The sequence below is a fragment of the Hydrogenophaga sp. genome (assembly GCF_011390835.1).
Taxonomy (GTDB): domain Bacteria; phylum Pseudomonadota; class Gammaproteobacteria; order Burkholderiales; family Burkholderiaceae_C; genus Hydrogenophaga.
In genome coordinates this window covers 15,172-32,859 of the sequence record NZ_JAABRQ010000032.1, presented here as the reverse complement: position 1 = coordinate 32,859, position 17,688 = coordinate 15,172, and the positions used below count along the sequence as shown (strand labels likewise).

Genomic DNA, 17,688 nt, shown 5'->3' with positions numbered 1-17,688 from the left:
GATCGCTTCGACAACCAGGGACAGAAGCTGGCCGACTGGTGGCCGCGCGTCGAGAACGAGGTCAAGTCCAAGGGCTCACGAGAGTTACAGATCAAGGACCTGTCGTTGCTGCAATGGCGTGACCAGGACGAAACCATGGTGGTCACCTTTGGCGAAGTGGCCGAAGGTGCCCGACGCGGCACGACCAAGCGCCAGTACTGGATCCGCGAAAACGCCCAATGGAAAATCTTCTACGAAGGACCCGTGTGATGCATGCTTTTTCCTGGTCTCGGCGCGTCGTCCTGACCGCTGCCAGCGCCCTGCTCGCTCTTGGCTTGCCGATGGCGGCACAGGCCAGCGGCGACGTCGCCAAAGTCAGGTTGGCCACCTCGGCTGGCGACATCGTGCTGGAGTTGTATGCCGACAAGGCGCCCAAGTCGGTCGAGAATTTCCTGCAGTACGTGCGCGACAAACACTACGACGGCACGGTGTTTCACCGGGTGATCGACGGCTTCATGATCCAGGGTGGCGGCTTCACCGCCGACCTGCAGCAAAAGCCCACACGGGCACCGATTCCACTCGAAGCCAATAACGGCCTGAAAAACGACCGTGGCACCATTGCCATGGCGCGCACACCCAACCCCAATTCGGCCACGGCCCAGTTTTTCATCAACCTGGTGAACAACAATGCCCTCAACGCCCCGAGTCCCGACGGGCACGGCTATGCGGTGTTTGGCAAGGTCACCAGCGGCATGGACGTGGTCGAAAAAATCAAGGGCGTCGCGGTGGGGAACCAAGGCCCGCACCAGAACGTGCCCAAGACTCCCGTCACCATCCTCAAAGCCACACTGGAGAAATGAACCCATGGCCAATCCGAAAGTAGAACTGCACATTGCCCAGCATGGCGTCATCACGCTCGAACTCGACGCCGAAAAAGCGCCGCTGTCGACCGCCAACTTCCTCGCCTACGTGAACAAGGGTCACTACGACAACACGGTGTTCCACCGCGTCATACCCGGCTTCATGGTGCAAGGCGGCGGATTCGAACCAGGCATGACGCAAAAGCCCACCGATGCGCCGATCAACAACGAAGCCAACAACGGCCTGAAGAACGAGCTGTACACGGTCGCGATGGCGCGCACCAGCGACCCGCACTCGGCCAGCGCCCAGTTCTTCATCAACGTGTCCAACAACGGCTTCCTCAACCATACCGCTCCCAGTGCCCAGGGCTGGGGCTATGCCGTTTTTGGCAAGGTGGTTGACGGCACCGACATCGTGAAAAAGATCGAAGGCGTCCCGACGGGGCGCAAGGGTTTCCACGACGATGTTCCCAAGGACGACGTGGTGATCGAAAAGGCCGTGGCCGTCTGACGGCGCGGGGCGCCACTGGCGCCACCCTGATGCCTGACCAGGCAACCGACCGCTTCGCCGAGTTGCGCGCTCCCGCGCACTGGCAAGCGGTCGATTTTTTTTCTGACCTGCACCTGCAAGCCAGCGACCAGGCCACCTTCGCTGGCTGGCGGCGCCATCTGTTGCGCCCGCCCGCGACCCGTGCCAGCGCCTTGTTCATCCTCGGCGACCTGTTCGAGGTCTGGATCGGCGACGACGCGCTGCTGCCCCACCCGGACGACGATGAACATCCGGAGCGGCAATTTCAGCGCGAATGCATGCGCCTGCTGCACGAATACGCCCGCCACACGCCCACCCACTTCATGGCGGGCAACCGGGACTTCCTGCTTGGCCCGGCGGCCCTGAAAGCCGCCGGCATGGTCGGCCTGTCAGACCCGACGGTCCTCGTGCTGCATGAGCAGCGCTGGCTGCTCAGCCACGGCGACGCGCTGTGTGTGGCCGACGTGGACTACCAAGCCTTCCGGGCTGAAGTGCGCAGCCCAGGGTGGCAACAGGCGTTTCTGAACCGTCCGCTGGCCGAGCGCGAAGCGCTGGCGCGCGAACTGCGCGCGCGCAGCGAGGCACGCAAGACCGAGCAAGGGCAAGACCCCGCGCTCTGGGCCGATGTCGACGCCGCCACCGCACGGCAGTGGCTGCAGCAAGCCGATGCCACCACCCTGATCCACGGCCACACCCACCGGCCCGCCACCCATGTGCTGGGTTCGCGCGCCGGCGCGCCCCTGCAGCGCGTGGTGCTCAGCGACTGGGATCTGGCCGCCCGGCCGCCGCGCGCCGATCTGCTGCGGTTGAGCGATCAGGGCTTGAACCGGGTCGATCTGGCCACCATGTGAGCGGTTTGACCGACTCTGCTCCCAGCGGTCTTTGCCGCCCACCCTCATGAGCTCTGCCTTCACCATCAGGCTGCCTCCGTTTGCCCAGGCTTGGCTGCCGCGTCGCTGGCGCTCGCCCACGCCGATTCCCTTGCCGCTGTGGCGCAAGACGTTGGCCCAACACCGCTTTTTGCAAAGCTTGAGCGCGAGCGAGCAAGCCCGGCTGCGGCAGCTCTGCACCCACTTTCTCGCGGAGAAAGAGTTTCATGGTGCGCATGAGTTTGTGATCACAGACACCATCGCCCTCGCGATCGCCGCCCAAGCCTGCCTGCCGCTGCTGCATCTCGGCGGCGTGCGCAGATCTCCCGACGGCGATGCGTTGCGCGCGCTGGACTGGTACGAGGACTTTGTGGGCATCGTGGTGCAACCCGGTGCGGCGGTGGCACAGCGCGAGGTGACCGACGGCGCCGGTGTGGTGCACCGCTACCGGGAGGTGCTGGCGGGTGAGGCGATGGACCGAGGGCCGATCATGCTGAGCTGGGAGGCGGTGGCGCAGGCCGATGGGGGTGCCGAGGCGGGCCACAACGTCGTCATCCACGAATTTGTGCACAAGATGGACATGCGCGGCATCGAGCTCGGTCAACATCCCGCCGGCGCCCCGCCGCTGCCACCTGGCTTCCTCGGCACTCATACCGAGAGCGAGGCGCGGACGCGCTGGCAGGCAGTGATGAAGCCGTCCTTTGATGCCTTCTGCGAGGCTGTGTCCATGGCCGAACGCTTTGGCGGCGAAGCGCCCTGGCTCGATCCCTACGCGGCCACCCACCCGGCCGAGTTTTTTGCGGTGACCTGCGAGGCCTACTTCGTCAACCGCCAGCGCTTTGACATCGAATTCCCGGCGCTGATGCCGCTGTACGACGGCTTCTTCCGCCCGGGCCGCTGACGCAGCACGGGCGAGGCGTTCAGCGACGCAGCAACGCCTTGAGCACCTGCTGCAAACGCCGCGCAAGCGCCACGTCGAACCCCCCCGCCAGCACCCGAGCCACATCCTCGCCCCACGTCTGCGCGGGGCCGGGATCGTTGCGCCGCGTCAGCAACTGCAACTGCAGCATGCGTCGCTCGCTCAGTGCATCGGCCGGACTCGGCACCTCGGCCGCCATTTCCAGGCGCAAAAGGGCATCGCCTGGTATCGCGGCTGCCGGTTTGGACAGCGCCGCCACCCACTGGCCTCGCGTCGCCGGGCTGAGCCGACCTCCGAGTGCTTGCGCGTTCGGCAACTGCTGCGGATCGCGCTGCTCCCAGGCGGCCATGAGCTGGGTCAGCACCTCACCATGCGCCTGTTCGGCAAGTTTGCGCAGGCTGGCCTGAGCCACTTCAAGGGCCTGGCGCTGGGCACGAAAGGCCGCATCGCCCAGGCGCGGGCCACGCGGCTCGCGGTCCTCGCGCGAATCGCGCCAGCCACCTGCCCCAGCGTCACGACGCTGGCCCGGCCGGTCGCCTCGGCGCGCGTCGCGCCCAGCCGGCTCGGCTTTCTTCATGCCCGGGCGATCGTCACCGCGCACCGCCACCACTTTTTTCGGTGCGGGTGCGGGCTTGCTGACCGGCGCGGACGCAGCTTCGGCAGCCTCTTCACCCGCCGCTTCAGGATTGGCTTCAACAGCTGGTGTTGGGGCTTCGTCGCCAGACGCAGGCCTTTCTTCAACCGCCTCCGCGGCTGGCGCAGGTGCGCTGGCCGGTGCCGCGCGTGCGGCTTCGGCCTGACCGGACAGCGCTGCTTCCAGCGCGGCCATGGCGGCGCGAATCTGTTGTGCGTCGCCCTTGGCGCTGGCCTCGTCCAGCGCACGCGAGGCATCGAGCACCCGCTGGTCGTGCGCGCTCAGTGAAGCCGACACTTTCTCGCGCTCGCTGCTCTTGCGGGCAAAGGCCGCATCGATCGGATCGCGGAAAGCGTCCCAGAGCTTTTGCTCCTGCTTGCGGTCCAGCGGCACCGCCTGCGCCTCGGCCTGCCAGCGCGCCTGCAGCGCCTTGACAGCGTCGATGCGCAGCTGCGGCGCCACTCCCAGGGCTTGTGCCTCCTCGATCAATGCCCGACGCGATGCCAGGCTGGTGGCCTGAGCCTTTTCCAACGGGCCGTGCGCGGCGTGCATCGCGTCTTTCCACAGCGGCTGCAATTCAGCAAAAGCTTTCTCACTCAGGTGACCGGCCTGGCGCCAGCGCTCGGAAAACGTGTGCAGCTCGCGCATCTGGTGTTTCCAGTCGCTGTGCTCAGCGTGCGCGGTGGTCCAGGTCTTGAGTTCTTCGATCAACGCGAGGCGCTGCGTCTTGTGTTGGTCGGCCTGTTGCCGAACTTGGGTCAGCCAGACCTCAACCTGCTTATGCGCCTCGTTGCAGGCTTCGTCGAACCGTTTCCAAAGGGCATGATTCGGCTGTCCGCCCTGGTCGGTGGTCTTCCACTGCTCGCGCAGGGTGCGCAGGGTTTCCTGCAACTTGCGCCCGCCCAGGCGCTGGCCCTCCGGCGCCTGGAGAAGCGCTTCGGCCTTGGCCACCAGCTCTTCGCGCAGCTGATCGGCACGCCAGCGCTGCCAACCTTCCAGCTCGCCGGCCTGGGACATCGCTGCGTGGGCCCGTGCTTCTAGCGCCGGCGCAATCCACTTGCCCTGGCTCTTGAGCAGGTTGCGCACATCGGCTGCGGCCTTCGGCGTGGCTTTGCCATGCCCTTCGGCCAGCTCACGCTCCAACACGCCCAGCAGCTTGTCGAGCTCGCTGGCCACGCGGTCGCGCCGCTCCTGCTGAGCCTGGGAATTGAGCGCCTGCTTATCCGCAGCGGCAGCGGCGGGTTCACCGCGCGCCACACGCAGCTCGTCCGCCCAAACCGGCACGGCGGGCAAGGGTACGGCCGCATCCGCATCGGCTGCCACCGCCTGCGCCAGTGCCGCCTCAAAGGCTTCCCAGACCAGTCCGAGTTGCTGACGGGAAGCCTCGACCATGGGCGGAAACTTGGTTTCCACACATGGCCATTGCGTGTCGTTCTGCAAGCTGTCGGCCTGCTGCTGCCAGTGCGTGACGTCGGCGCGCAAGGTGTCTGCGCTGCGCTGGGCTTCGCGCCAGGACTTGGTGGACAGCACTTCGATGCGCTGGGCCAGCAGCACCGCCGCCTCGCGCTCGACCTGGACCCGGTGTTGCAGGTCTTCGATCGCCTTGATGCGCTCGGCCAGCGACTGCTTGAGCGTGGCCAACGGCTCGCGCGACAGCGGTGCGCCAGCCCTCGCCGCATCGCGCTGCCAGGCCAGGGCGTCCGCCAGGTTCATGCGCTTGTGGTCCAGCAGGGCTTGCGCCTTATCGGCCCATTCGGCTGCGATCTGCTCCTGCGACTTCTGGCGCTTGAGCTCGTCGAGTTTTTCCTTCAGCGGCTTGGCCGCGCCGCGATCGCGGTGCGACATTTCCTTGAACACCTCGTTCATCTGCTCCAGCGCTGGCTCGGTGGCCAGCCACTCTCGCAGGCGGGCGGCGCGTTCGCCCGATGTGGGCGCGGAAAATGCGCCGCCGGTGAGCGCATCGAGTGGATGGCTGCCAGCCGGCTTCGCCGCTGCCGGCGGATTCGCGGAGGAATCGGGCGCGTTGGACTGAGGAGGCGACTTGCGCGAGGAAAACAGCGACATAACAGTGGGTACAAAAAACCAGGGGTGCAGGGCTGGGCCCTGCAGACGAGACATGGCCCGCGCCGCCACAGCGCAGTCCCAACGGGTATTGTCGCCGCCTTTGCGCTTGCCACCTAGGGTGGCTGCGCCGCTCGCGGTCCACGGCTAGCGCGGTGCGAGCTTGAGCTCGGCCTGCGGCTGCCACTTGTCATCAGGCCGCTTGAGCACCGGCGCGCCCAGGAACATGCGATCCTCGGGCAGCTCGCGGCTGGCCAGGTAGTCTTTCACCGCGACGCCGCGCGCCACAGCGAGCTGGCGCAAGGCATCGGCTGTGACAGGTTGAGCGGCCAGCAACAAGGCTTCCATGTCCGCCTGAGGAATGTCTTTGGCGATGCCGATCACATTGCGCGGCTTGGGAATGTCGGCGCGGCGGTAAACCTCCTGCAGCAGTGCCGGGTACTCGGCTGGTGTCACCACCAGCGTGCTGGTGATCAAGGCGCTATCGCGTGCCAGCCGGCGGCGCTTTTCCGCCAGGACCCGCTGGTCGAGCTGGGCGCGCTGGTAGGCGGCACGCTCGGCCTCCAGGTCGCTGTGGCCCACCACCGTGAGCAACAAGGCCGGCCGTTCGCCCAGCGCCTTGGCCACCGCATCCAGGCGCTTGCGCCCTTCGTCGGCGAGCACCGCGCGCCCGGGCGCAAAGTCGACCCGGCTCAATTCGTTATCGCCTCCGCCCAGCGCACTAGCAAGCAGGGAGAACGGTGCCGTGATGGCCTTTCCGATCAGGTTGAAGATCAGCTTGAAGATGATGGATCCGATGCGGAACTGAGGGTCGTTGATCGAGCCGCTGACCGGAAGGTTGATGTCGATCACGCCGCGGCGATCGGCCAACAAGGCCACCGCGAGCTTGACTGGGAGGTTGGGCGCGTCGCTGCCGTCCACGCGGTCGCTAAAGCTGAGCTGGTTCAAGGTGATCTGGTTGCTGGCGGTGAGCTGCCCGTCGGGCTGGATGCGGTAGTTCACGTCCACGCTGAGCTTGCCACGGTCGATGCCGTAGCCTGCGTACTTCACGCTGTAAGGCGAGAGCGGCGGCAGCTCCAGATCGCGCACCTTGCCCTGGATGTCGAGCGCCAGCGGTCGGGCCAGCGGATTGAGTCGGCCGCTAATATCCAGCTGCGCCGTGCCTTCGGCGAGCCCCCTGAGCGTCAGATCGGCCAGCTGCGGTGTACCGCCAACGGCGGATTCGGTGCTGGCAAAGGCGCCGATGCCGCCGGTGAGCTCGCTGAGGTTGGCCGAGTAGTTGGGCTTGATAAAGCGGTCGGAGAAGAACACTCGGCCATTGACCAGGCTGATCGGCCCAAAGCGGATGTCGGGCGCCAGACCACTCGACACGGGAGCGACCGTGGCCGTGTCGGTCGGGGTGACGGTCGCCGACACGCTGTTGGTGGGCGCGGCGCTGTCCGACTCGCTGGCTTTCACCAGGGTTTGCAGGTTGATACGCCCATCGGCCGCCACGACGATGCGAGCGAAGTAGTCGCTCAGGGCGGCTTCCCCCACCGCCAGGCGCATCGGCTGGTCTGGCACCAGATCGAGCGCCATCTGGCGCAGGTTCAGCACCTTCCAGGCCAGCAAATCCTCGCTGGGCGACAAAGTGTTGGCGCGAAAGTCTTCCACCGCCACATCACCAGCCAGCGCCAGCGCCAGACCTTGCGGCGGCAGGGCGAAGGTGAGCGAGCCGCGGTAGCTGGCGTCGGCCCGCAGCAACTCCAGGTTGAGCTGGTCACCAAAATAGGGTTCCAGCGCGTGCACCGGCAAACGCTCGGCCTGCACTTGGCCTTTGAGCTGCAGGCCCGGGTCGCGTGGGTTGTCGAGCGCCGGCAGGCGCAGCGTGCCTTGCACATCCAGCCGCCCCGGATCGCCCTGGGCTGCCTGTGCTGGCGCCATCCGCAGCTTCAGGTTGACCGGCATGAACGGCTGCTCTCTCGCCAGCGGCTGCACGTCTTTCAACTGCAATTGCACGCCGTTGAACCGCAGGGCGGCTGGGCGGACCAGCTGCCGGTCTTCCCAGCCAATGTCGCCATTTTTCACACCCAGATCGGCAATGCGCAGCGCCCAGGGCTTGGCAACAGCAGCGCCCCCAGCGCTCGGCGTCGCCGCGTCTGATGAGGCGGGGAACCAGGCTTGTGGCGAAAAGCGGCCGTCGGGCTCGCGCACCACGTCCAGACGCGGCCCGTCCAGCGCCAGCGCGCCGACCTTCACCGTTTGCGCGGCCAGATCGATCGTCGCACCGATCACAAGCAGCTGCTTCAGGCCCGCCAGCGGTGACCGGGCGGCGCCCAGCAACAGGTCGTTGAGCTCCACCCGCTCGGCATCCACCACCAGCGCCGGCGGCTGTTCTCCCTGCGCGGCTTGCCAGCGAAGCGACGCATCAGCCCCCACCCGGCCGCTCAGGGGCGGCACTAGGGACTGGGCCAGGTACGGCGCCACGGTCGACAGTGGCAGGTCCCCCAACGCAATCTGCGCCGACGCCAGCGCATCGGTGGCGCTGCCCCGCACGCTGAGCGATGCGGTACCAAGCAGCGCGGTGATTTCAAACGGCATCGCCGCCTGCACCGGCCAGGTGATCGTCTTCACCGCCACGCGCAACTGATCCAGCGCCAGCGCCGCAGCGGGTTCCACCGCGGCGTCTGCCCAGTGCACCCGCCCGTCCTGGACCAGCACCTCCCCCACCTGGACGCTCCAGGCGGGCAAGGCTGGGCCTGAGGGCGCCGGCTGGGCCTCCGCCGCCTGAGGCTGGAGCGCACGGACCCAGCCGTCAGCCACGGTCTGCAGGTTGATCCGGCCAGCCTCGTCTCTCACCACCCGCACCGCCGGCCCGCTGAGCTCCACGGAGGCGATGTCCACCCGCTGCGCCAGCGGTTCGACCCGGTTCAACACCACCGCCAGCCGATCCCACGCCAGAAGGTCGGCCGCCGGCGCGCCCGAGCCTCTCTGAACCATCCGCAAACCGGTGAGCGCGGTGCTGCCCGCGAGCACTACCTGGGGCTGTTCGCGCTGCTCGAACGACAGCGTCATGGCCAGCTGCAGCACGCCTGCCGTGGGGCGCACCGGCCAAGCGGCCGGCCAATACGGCAGGTAGGGCGCCAGGTCCAGCGATGGGATATCCAGACTAGCCTGGGTTTGTTGACTCTCGGCAAAAGGGGTCGTGCTGGCGCGCGAGGCAAAGGGGCTGCCATTGAGCTCAAACGCGAGTTGTGGCTGCGTGAACACTTCGCGGCGCGAGGCCAAGTTGCTCAGAAACGGTACGTGCAGGTTCAGCTTGTCCAGCCGGTGGCTGGCGCCCACCGGGTCGTCGACGAACAGCAACTCCCCTTCGGTGACCGCGATGTTGAACAGTGCAAAGCGCAGGGGTTGGCTGGGCTCGGCCGGTTCGGGTCGGGCCAGCCGCTGCAGGATGTCGTCGATGTCGTAGCGCCCTTCGCCCAGATGCCGAAGGGAAACCTGCGGCTGTTCGATGGCAATCGCGTCCACCACCGGCGCCAGCCGCAACAAGGACTGCAGCTCGGCATCTATATAGAGACGCTTGAGTCGGAACTGGTCACCCGCACCGCTGGCGTCGGCCACCCGCAGCCCGAGCAGGGTCAGCTCCAGCGACCAGGGACGGAAGTCCACGCGATCGACCGTGACCGTGCGCCCCAACTGGGCTGTGCCCTGTTTCTGCAGCTGCCACTTGAGCAGATGGGGCATGCCCAGCCAGGTCACCAGCCACAGCCCGAGCAGGCTGGCGATGGCGATCAGCGCGCGCCGCCCCCAGCGGTGCAGGGCTGGGCGGGCATGTGTCGCTGCGGCTGGCGAAGGCGAAACGGTCATGGCTGCAGTGTCGCCGAACCGCGGCAGGTCAGCCAACCGAGGCCCATACCTGACCCACGAGCCCCAGAAACAAGAAACCCCGGCAGGCTGAACCCACCGGGGTTGATGGCGGGCAAACTGCTCTTGCCATCGGGGGTCGGCGGAGAGAGTTGGATGTCCCCCCAACCGGGGCGCAAGGTATTGCGCCCTAAGTTTGCCGGCGAACGTGGCTTTCGCCTGTTGACCGACGATGCAAGTCATCACGACCCGCACTCACAGAATACGCCGCATGCGCCCGACCCACAAGCCTTGGCCCGGGGCCGGTCGATGGGGAATTCCAATCACAAAACGCGCATCCATTCAAGCGCAGGGCTTCGGGCTTTTTGCCACGTCAACGGTGTCTAGGAGGCGACAGGCGGCGGCGGCGCCGGGATGCGCTGGCAGGCCGCGCCGTTGCTGGGGCCCGCGCTAGAGAACTCCGTTTCAAGGTCATCTGGATGGCTTCTATATACCTACTGGTTGTTTTGAACGTCGTTCAAATCATTGACTTCGTATTTGGCCGACCCTAACATTCGGCCACCAGTGATTGCGGGTAAACCCCAATCCCGCCGCGGAACCCTGCGGCACCCTCTGACCACCAAGAGGTCGTTCTGCATCTGCCCAGTGGACATCGCGTCCGCCGGCCCCCCAGGAGAAACATCGATGATCAACTTGCCCACTGCCCTGCGTGAACGAAGGCGCTCCGTGTTGAGCGCGGCTCGTGCCACCGTGGTCGACACTTACCAAGGCTTCATGGCTGTCACCCACAACAGCGTGGCCCTGCTGGGCACTGTGCTGGTGGTCGGCCTGGTCACCCTCAGCCTCAACACCGAATGGCGCGTTGCCGGCGAGCAAAAGCTGCTCGGCTGGCTGATGGACCGCCAGGAAGCCGTGGCCGCCGCCGAAGAAGCGGCCAACCCCAGCGCGCTGACATTGGAAGCCGAACCCACAGCGGTCGATCGCGTCACCGCGGCCCTGCCTCATGAACTGCCCAAGCAGCAGGCCAAGGTGGCCTTCTGGCTGAGCCGCAAGTACCGCGTGGCCCCTGAGCCCGTGGGTGCACTGGTGGCCGAGGCTTTCGAGATTGGCGAAAAAGCCAAGCTGGATCCGACGTTGATCCTGGCCATCATGGCCATCGAATCGCGCTTCAACCCGTTCGCCCAGAGCCCCGTTGGCGCCCAGGGCCTGATGCAGGTGATGACGCGCGTACACACCGACAAGTACGATGATTTCGGCGGTCAGCTCGCAGCCTTCGATCCGGTCACCAACCTGCGGGTGGGCGTGAAGGTGCTGCAGGACTGCATTCGCCGCGCCGGCTCGATTGAAGGCGGCTTGCGCCTTTACGTGGGCGCGGTGACCACCGACGGTAGCTGGTACGTGAACCGCGTGATGGCCGAGCACCTGCGCATCCAGAGCGTGGCGCTGGGCAAGCCCATGCCGGTGACCTTCCCCAAGTTCACGACCGTTCCGGTCAGCGCCCCAGCTGAAACCGAAGCCAAGCCCACGCCCAACGACCCGGCGATCGAGGCCGAGGCCCCCAGACAGCCGGCCGCGCCAACGCAGTCGCCGCTGTTCCAGTCCTGAGCCAGGCCTGAAGCCGACTGGGCCACTCTGCGCCCTCTGCCGGGGCGGCGGTTTCGCGCCCTGTCGGATAAACTCACACAGTGCGCAACTGGCGATAGACACCCCCCTTGGCGACTGCTGAGGTACTGGGTGTTGACGTGGCCCCCCTCGCGACCCGCCCTCGGCGCGTCGCAGGGACAACCACTGGGAAGCGCGCCGCTCCGATGCCTTGTTTCGTGAGCGTTCAGCCGTTCGCCTGGGCAGCCCCTGCCGCGCATCCGAGCGCGCCCAGGGTTTCACGCCACCGAAAACCGTCAGCATGTACGACCGCAACATCCTCATCGAGCAGACCGACCCCGAGCTGTTTGCCGCCATCCAGGCCGAGAACGAACGCCAGGAACACCACATCGAGCTGATTGCCAGCGAAAACTATGCCTCTCCCGCCGTCATGGCGGCCCAGGGCACCCAGCTCACCAACAAGTACGCCGAGGGCTATCCCGGTCGCCGTTACTACGGTGGCTGTGAGCATGTGGACGTGGCCGAGCAACTGGCGATTGACCGTGCCAAGCAGATCTTTGGCGCCGACGCCGCCAACGTGCAACCGCATTGCGGCGCCTCGGCCAACGAAGCCGTGTTCCTCGCTTTCCTCAAGCCGGGCGACACCATCATGGGCATGAGCCTGGCCGAGGGCGGCCACCTCACCCACGGCATGCCGCTGAACATGAGTGGCAAGTGGTTCAACGTGGTGAGCTATGGCCTGGACGCCAATGAGGCCATCGACTACGACGCCATGGAGAGGAAAGCCCACGAGACCAAGCCCAAACTCATCATCGCCGGCGCGTCGGCCTACAGCCTGCGCATCGATTTCGAGCGGTTTGCCAAGGTGGCCAAGGACGTGGGCGCAATCTTTCTGGTCGACATGGCGCACTACGCCGGTCTGATCGCCGCCGGCGTCTACCCCAACCCAGTGCCACACGCCGACGTGGTCACCTCCACCACCCACAAGAGCCTGCGCGGCCCGCGCGGCGGCATCATCCTGATGAAGGCGCAACACGAAAAAGCCATCAACAGCGCCATCTTCCCCGGCCTGCAAGGCGGCCCGCTGATGCACGTGATCGCGGCCAAGGCGGTGGCGTTCAAGGAAGCTCTCCAGCCCGGCTTCAAGGCCTACCAGCAGCAGGTGCTGACCAATGCGCGCATCGTCGCCGAAACCCTGACCGAGCGCGGACTGCGCATCGTCAGCGGACGCACCGAAAGCCACGTCATGCTGGTCGACCTGCGGGCCAAGGGCATCACAGGCAAGGAAGCCGAGGCCGTGCTGGGCAGCGCCCACATGACGATCAACAAGAACGCCATCCCGAACGACCCGGAAAAGCCCATGGTGACCAGCGGCGTGCGCATCGGCACACCGGCCATGACCACCCGCGGCTTCAAAGACGAGGAAGCCCGCGCCACCGCCCACCTGATCGCCGATGTGCTTGACAACCCGCGCGACCCGGCCAACATCGACGCGGTGCGCGCCAAGGTCAACGCGCTGACGGTGCGTTTTCCAGTCTACAAGTGACCCCCTCGCGAACCGCATCCTGCAGATGCGACTCGCGGCTCCGCCGCTTCGCGGGTCGCTGCCCCCCCGAGGGGGCTGGGTCTGCCTTGGGGTGGCCCGGCGGCCGTCGCGATGTTCCCCACGCCGTGGGGATCTATTGCGCCAAGCGGAGGTTTTAGCCGATGAAATGCCCGTTTTGCGGTCATCTGGAAACCCAGGTGGTCGAGACCCGCGTCTCGGAGGAGGCCGACTTTGTGCGTCGGCGGCGCCAATGCGGTCACTGTGAAAAGCGTTTCACCACCTATGAGCGCCCCGATGTGACGTTTCCCGCTGTGGTCAAAAAGGACGGCAGGCGGGTGGACTACGTGCCCGGCAAGCTGCGAGCGTCATTCACGTTGGCCTTGCGAAAGCGACCCGTCAGCACCGAACAAGTCGATACGGCCATTGAACGCATCGAAGAAAAGCTGATGAACCTAGGGGCCCGCGAGGTACCCGCCACACGCCTGGGCGAAATGGTGATGCGCGAGCTCAAGAAGCTGGACAAAGTGGCTTACATCCGCTTCGCCAGCGTCTACCGCAGCTTTGAGGACATTGATGACTTCCGGGCATTGGTGGATGAAGTGCGGCGCTAAAACAGCGCGCCTAGCCGCACTGCGTTAGCTGGGTACGCTGCGTGCGCGGCCTTCCTGCATTGGTAATGACAACCTGCACGCCAACGGTGTGGGGAATGGCTCGCCCGGCAAATCGTCTGCGTCCCCGCCTGCAATGCCCCTGAAGGCAACATGGTCCGCCCACTGGGGTGATATGACACAAAGTGCGCGCCCGTGAATGCCCCCCTGATTGTCCATCCCGCCGGCTGGGCACCCAGTTGCGAGACGAGACGTTCGGTTGCGTCCCTGGCCCCATTGTTGTTTTGATCCTCAAAGACCAGCCATCCCTGGTTCCCCCCAGAACTGACACAAAAGGTGCCATTTGATGCCTTACGAAGCACAACCCTTGTCCCCCGCTTGATCGCCTCGGAACGGGCGCCTGCCAGATCGGACAAAAATTGGTTGCTCAACATTGACAGCCGCGTTTCGTATGAGAGCTGCGTGAAGCTGGTAGCAGAAAGCGCAGCCAGCACGCCTATCAACGCCCCCCGAAAGCAAGAGCTCGACCAGGGTCAGGCCCATATTTTTCCGTTTGTTCATCTGACCACCTCCGATTGCTTCCTTTGACTACTTTTTAACGGTCGCCCAGGAAAGATTCATCTACCAAACGTGGTACGTCAGCGGATATCCGCTCGATTCAACCGCCTGTCCCTCGGAATCGACTGCTTGGCGCCGAGACATGGGGTCTCTCACCTGTCAGACGCAGAATCTGGGGGTGACCAATCCAACCACTTTCGAATTGACCAACGCGCGCTTCAAGCAGGCGGGGTTCACCTTGGTCGAACTGCTTGTCACCATTGCGGTGGCGGCCGTCATCCTTGCATTTGGCGTACCCAGCTTTCAGGCCTCGATTGCATCCAATCGTCTGACCAGCCTGACCAATGACATGGTTGGTACGCTGGCTCAGGCCCGGTCCGAAGCTATACGGCGAGGTACCCGCGTGACGGTGTGCACGAGCGCCAACGGTACCGCGTGCACGACCTCAGCAGACTGGAATACGGGCTGGATCACCTTTGTCGACGGGACCCGCTCAGGAACGACCGCCGCGGTGGACACGGGGGAGACCGTGATCAGGTACAACCAAGGATCAGGTGGAAGCACCCTGCTGCGCGGCTCAACTGCTGTGGCTCAATACGTATCGTTTGCGTCGGATGGCTCTGCGCGCACCATGGCTGGGACGCCGTTGACAGGAACATTGCGAGTGTGCGAGCCGACTTCAGCGCTGGGGGACGCAACGCGTGCAAGACACATCGACCTCAGCGCCGTTGGGCGCATTGAAACCAGCACACCCGCCTCTGTGGCTTCCACTTGTGCCGCACCATGATGAAAAGCCTAAAGCTTCCCGCTCAATCCCGCCGGCGGCGCGGACCAGCTTCACCGCCCCCCTATCGGCAGAGGGGCGTGGGTCTGATTGAGATCTTGGTGGCCGTGCTGATCCTCTCTCTCGGGCTGCTGGGTATGGCTGGGCTGCAATCCAGATCACTCAGCACCAACCAGAGCAGCTACGCGCGCACCCAGGCCGTCATGTTGAGCTATTACATGCTCGATGCCATGCGCGCTGATCGAACCAGTGCAGAGCTGGGCAATTACAACCGGGCAGCCATTTGCAACCCGGCAGGCGTGGTGGGTACCGCGCTCAGCGACAACAATCTGCGGCATTGGGTGACCAGTCTGAGGACCAGTCTCGGTGAGCAAGGCACCTGTGGTCAGGTGAACGTTGATGCCATAACGGGCAACACCACCGTCACGATCACCTGGGACGATAGCCGGGCGGGCGGGCTTGGCGCACAGACATTTGTCACCACGAGCCGTCTATGAAACAAGCCAAAACCTTGCACATGCGGCGGCGCCGAGCCGCGACACCACGACAGATGGGTTTCAGCCTGGTCGAGCTGATGGTGGCACTCGTGCTCGGACTGATCGTGATCGGCGGCGTGATCAGTATTTTCCTGACCAACCAGCAAGCGTTTCGAACCACCGAATCGTTGAGCCGACTTCAGGAAAACGCGCGTATCTCGTTCGAACTGATGGCCAGGGAAATCCGGCAGGCGGGCGGCAATCCTTGCGGCACCCGATTCGTCTCCAACGTGCTCAACGCCAATGACTGGTCTACTGACTGGGACGCCGGAACCATCATCGGTTTCGAAAGTGGCACCGACGCCACCTTCAGGCCAACCGGCACTGCCGTGGCGCAACGTGTGGGAGGAACCGATGCGATTCAGGTGATGGGCAGCGCCGTCGGTTTCAGCGCGGGCATTGCCGCTCACGACGCCGCCGCCGCGCAGATCACGTTGACAGCATCGAATGCCAGCCTTGCGGGCGCGACCGTCATGTTGTGCGACAACACCTCCGCGGCGATTGCCCAGGTCAGCTCTGTTGCAGGGACCAACACCATCGCCTTTGACACGACGGCCAACTGCACAACTTCATTCGGATTTCCTCCCAACTGTGCGACGCCATTGACAAAGACGTTTAGTCCCGGGGGATATGTCAGCCCACTTAGCACAAGCTTCTGGTATGTCGGCAACAACAGCCGGGGTGGACGCTCTTTGTACCGCGAGTCCAGAGGCGCAGGGCCGGAGGAGATCGCCGAGGGAGTGGTGGATATGCAGATTCAGTATTTGCGCGGCACCTCGACAGGACCCGGTGTCTTCACCCCTGAAAACGACTGGGTGGATGCCACTCCGGCTGACGACTGGACTGCCGCAGCGGTGGCCCAGGTTGTGGCGCTCCGATTTACGCTCACCCTGGAGACACTGAACCGCGTCGGCACCGACCAACAGCCAATTCAGCGCGATCTCATCTACGTGGTCAACCTTCGAAATCGGCTTGAATGATGTACCGCAGTTATCCCCGATCCTTCTCCTCGAGCAGTCACCGTCCAATTGCGCAACAGGGCGTGGCCCTAGTTGTCGCGATGATTCTTCTGGTGGTCATGACGCTCCTCGGGTTGGGCGCCATGCGCTCGGTGACTCTCGAAGAGAAGATGGCCTCCAACACCTTCGATCGCAGCGTCTCTTTTCAGTCCGCTGAAGCCACCCTGCGCGAAGCCGAAGCTTTGCTGGAGCCCCCAGCCGTTCCGCCAACGCCTGCAGCAGGGGCTTGCCCTACCGCCGGCATTTGTGGTGCTCCCGTGGTGGGGGCAACACCCCGCTGGGAAGACGCGGCCTTCACCGGCTGGGCAGATGCCACGCCTGTCGTCAGTGGCGGCATCACCGTCACGCCCCAGTACATCATTGAGTACCTGGGCAACACGTTTCCCTGCAATCTGAACAACCTCTCAAATCTGACGTGCCGACGCTATCGGGTCACGGCGCGCAGCAATGCGAATGCCGACCGTGCCAGCGTCACATTGCAATCTGTTTACGCGACGCCCTGAATCCGCAAGGAGTTCCCCATGAAACTTACCGAACTTTTGAACAAGACGCTGCAGGCAGCGGCCATCGCCGGGATCGTCTTCGTCAACATGTCCGTCGGCGCGGTTGTCTGGCCCAGCACGCCTCTGGGGTCCACCATCAACGCCAGACCCATGACCATGCTGGTGGCGGGCAAAGACCACAAGCTGTTTTACGAGGCCTACAACGATTCAAGCGACATCGATGGCGACGGCACCTTGGACACGCGCTTCAAACCAAGCATCGTGTACTACGGTTTGTACGACTCCACCCTGTGCTATTCCTACAGCTCGAGCGATTCACGATTCAGCCCTAGGGCAACCGCTGGAGCCTTGGGGGTCTGCAGCAACAGCACCGACTGGTCGGGCAACTGGCTGAACTACATGACCACCAGCCGCATCGATGCGCTGCGAAAGGTGCTGTACGGAGGTTACAGGGAGATCGATACGACATCGCTGACCGTGCTCCGGCGAGCCTACATCCCCCAGGATGCACACAGCTGGGGCAAGGAATACCACAATCAGGCTACCGATGGCTACAACATCGAGGACTACACACCGCTCAGCCTACCCAGCGCGAATAACCGCAGGCACTTCTTCGGCAACCTCACACCCAATGAAGGCGTCAACTGCACCACACTAAACAACTGCAGCAACATCCAGCCTGTGCTCCGTATCCGCGAGAACGTGGGCAACGACTATCGGATCTGGCAGTGGGCGTCCAAGGAGCGTCCAGTGCTGAGCAATGGGCTTCAGGTCGGCAACAACAATAGTGTCAGCTTCCCCAGCGGTACAGGCAATCAGCGAGATTTTGTTGTTA

At 64.7% G+C, this 17,688-nt stretch carries 15 protein-coding genes, 1 pseudogene and 1 riboswitch; of the genes and pseudogenes, 12 read left to right on the top strand and 4 right to left on the bottom strand.

Annotated elements, in window-relative coordinates; all coding sequences use genetic code 11:
- From GPT34_RS15755 to GPT34_RS15735, 5 genes and pseudogenes are all read left to right on the top strand, one after another.
- Window positions 1–249 (top strand): annotated as a pseudogene (locus tag GPT34_RS15755) (hypothetical protein); the annotation flags it as partial.
- A gap of 71 nt (window positions 250–320) precedes the next feature.
- Window positions 321–839 carry a peptidylprolyl isomerase gene (locus GPT34_RS15750; RefSeq protein ID WP_291014465.1) on the top strand — a complete coding sequence of 173 codons (519 nt, stop codon included), beginning with the start codon at window positions 321–323 and terminating at the stop codon, window positions 837–839.
- 4 nt (window positions 840–843) lie between these two features.
- Window positions 844–1,350 (top strand): peptidylprolyl isomerase, encoded by a 507-nt coding sequence (locus GPT34_RS15745; protein WP_291014451.1) that lies wholly within the window; start codon window positions 844–846, stop codon window positions 1,348–1,350.
- 29 nt (window positions 1,351–1,379) lie between these two features.
- On the top strand, window positions 1,380–2,219 hold the full coding sequence (locus tag GPT34_RS15740) for a UDP-2,3-diacylglucosamine diphosphatase (RefSeq protein ID WP_291014448.1): 840 nt from the start codon (window positions 1,380–1,382) through the stop codon (window positions 2,217–2,219).
- A 46-nt stretch (window positions 2,220–2,265) separates the two neighbouring features.
- Entirely contained in the window at window positions 2,266–3,138 is an 873-nt protein-coding gene (locus GPT34_RS15735) for a zinc-dependent peptidase (RefSeq protein ID WP_291014446.1), read from the top strand.
- A gap of 19 nt (window positions 3,139–3,157) precedes the next feature.
- Here the strand turns inward: GPT34_RS15735 and GPT34_RS15730 are convergent, their stop codons facing one another.
- Complete coding sequence (locus tag GPT34_RS15730; RefSeq protein ID WP_291014444.1) at window positions 3,158–5,854, bottom strand: DUF349 domain-containing protein; 2,697 nt, start codon at window positions 5,852–5,854, stop codon at window positions 3,158–3,160.
- 144 nt (window positions 5,855–5,998) lie between these two features.
- Entirely contained in the window at window positions 5,999–9,700 is a 3,702-nt protein-coding gene (locus tag GPT34_RS15725; RefSeq protein ID WP_291014440.1) for a DUF748 domain-containing protein, read from the bottom strand.
- Between the two features lie 771 nt (window positions 9,701–10,471).
- Between GPT34_RS15725 and GPT34_RS15720 the strand changes: the two genes are divergently transcribed.
- The 3 genes from GPT34_RS15720 to nrdR all read left to right on the top strand — a co-directional run bounded on the left by GPT34_RS15720 (window position 10,472) and on the right by nrdR (window position 13,456).
- Complete coding sequence (locus tag GPT34_RS15720) at window positions 10,472–11,302, top strand: lytic transglycosylase domain-containing protein (RefSeq protein WP_291014463.1); 831 nt, start codon at window positions 10,472–10,474, stop codon at window positions 11,300–11,302.
- A gap of 74 nt (window positions 11,303–11,376) precedes the next feature.
- Window positions 11,377–11,550, top strand: a riboswitch (ZMP/ZTP riboswitch).
- Between the two features lie 50 nt (window positions 11,551–11,600).
- Window positions 11,601–12,845, top strand: a complete 1,245-nt coding sequence (glyA, locus tag GPT34_RS15715) for a serine hydroxymethyltransferase (RefSeq protein ID WP_291014437.1) — start codon at window positions 11,601–11,603, stop codon at window positions 12,843–12,845.
- A 161-nt stretch (window positions 12,846–13,006) separates the two neighbouring features.
- Window positions 13,007–13,456, top strand: a complete 450-nt coding sequence (gene nrdR, locus GPT34_RS15710; protein ID WP_291014435.1) for a transcriptional regulator NrdR — start codon at window positions 13,007–13,009, stop codon at window positions 13,454–13,456.
- On the opposite strand, the gene GPT34_RS17770 is transcribed toward nrdR, so the two are convergent.
- Window positions 13,453–13,887 (bottom strand): GspH/FimT family protein, encoded by a 435-nt coding sequence (locus GPT34_RS17770; RefSeq protein ID WP_363357058.1) that lies wholly within the window; start codon window positions 13,885–13,887, stop codon window positions 13,453–13,455. The genes nrdR and GPT34_RS17770 overlap by 4 nt on opposite strands.
- A gap of 302 nt (window positions 13,888–14,189) precedes the next feature.
- Between GPT34_RS17770 and GPT34_RS15705 the strand changes: the two genes are divergently transcribed.
- Genes GPT34_RS15705 through GPT34_RS15690 form a run of 4 tightly spaced genes read left to right on the top strand, consistent with a single transcriptional unit; the run spans window position 14,190 to window position 16,853 of the window.
- Window positions 14,190–14,798: a GspH/FimT family pseudopilin gene (locus GPT34_RS15705; RefSeq protein WP_291014433.1), complete on the top strand. Its 609-nt coding sequence runs from the start codon at window positions 14,190–14,192 to the stop codon at window positions 14,796–14,798.
- Window positions 14,795–15,292 (top strand): type IV pilus modification protein PilV, encoded by a 498-nt coding sequence (pilV, locus tag GPT34_RS15700; protein WP_363357057.1) that lies wholly within the window; start codon window positions 14,795–14,797, stop codon window positions 15,290–15,292. Before GPT34_RS15705 ends, pilV begins: the two co-directional genes overlap by 4 nt.
- Window positions 15,289–16,311, top strand: a complete 1,023-nt coding sequence (locus tag GPT34_RS15695) for a prepilin-type N-terminal cleavage/methylation domain-containing protein (RefSeq protein WP_291014431.1) — start codon at window positions 15,289–15,291, stop codon at window positions 16,309–16,311. The genes pilV and GPT34_RS15695 overlap by 4 nt, the downstream gene beginning before the upstream one ends.
- Window positions 16,308–16,853 (top strand): PilX N-terminal domain-containing pilus assembly protein, encoded by a 546-nt coding sequence (locus GPT34_RS15690; protein WP_363357055.1) that lies wholly within the window; start codon window positions 16,308–16,310, stop codon window positions 16,851–16,853. The genes GPT34_RS15695 and GPT34_RS15690 overlap by 4 nt, the downstream gene beginning before the upstream one ends.
- A 315-nt stretch (window positions 16,854–17,168) precedes the next feature.
- Here the strand turns inward: GPT34_RS15690 and GPT34_RS17765 are convergent, their stop codons facing one another.
- Window positions 17,169–17,366, bottom strand: a complete 198-nt coding sequence (locus tag GPT34_RS17765; protein WP_363357053.1) for a VOC family protein — start codon at window positions 17,364–17,366, stop codon at window positions 17,169–17,171.
- Window positions 17,367–17,688: the final 322 nt, after the last annotated feature.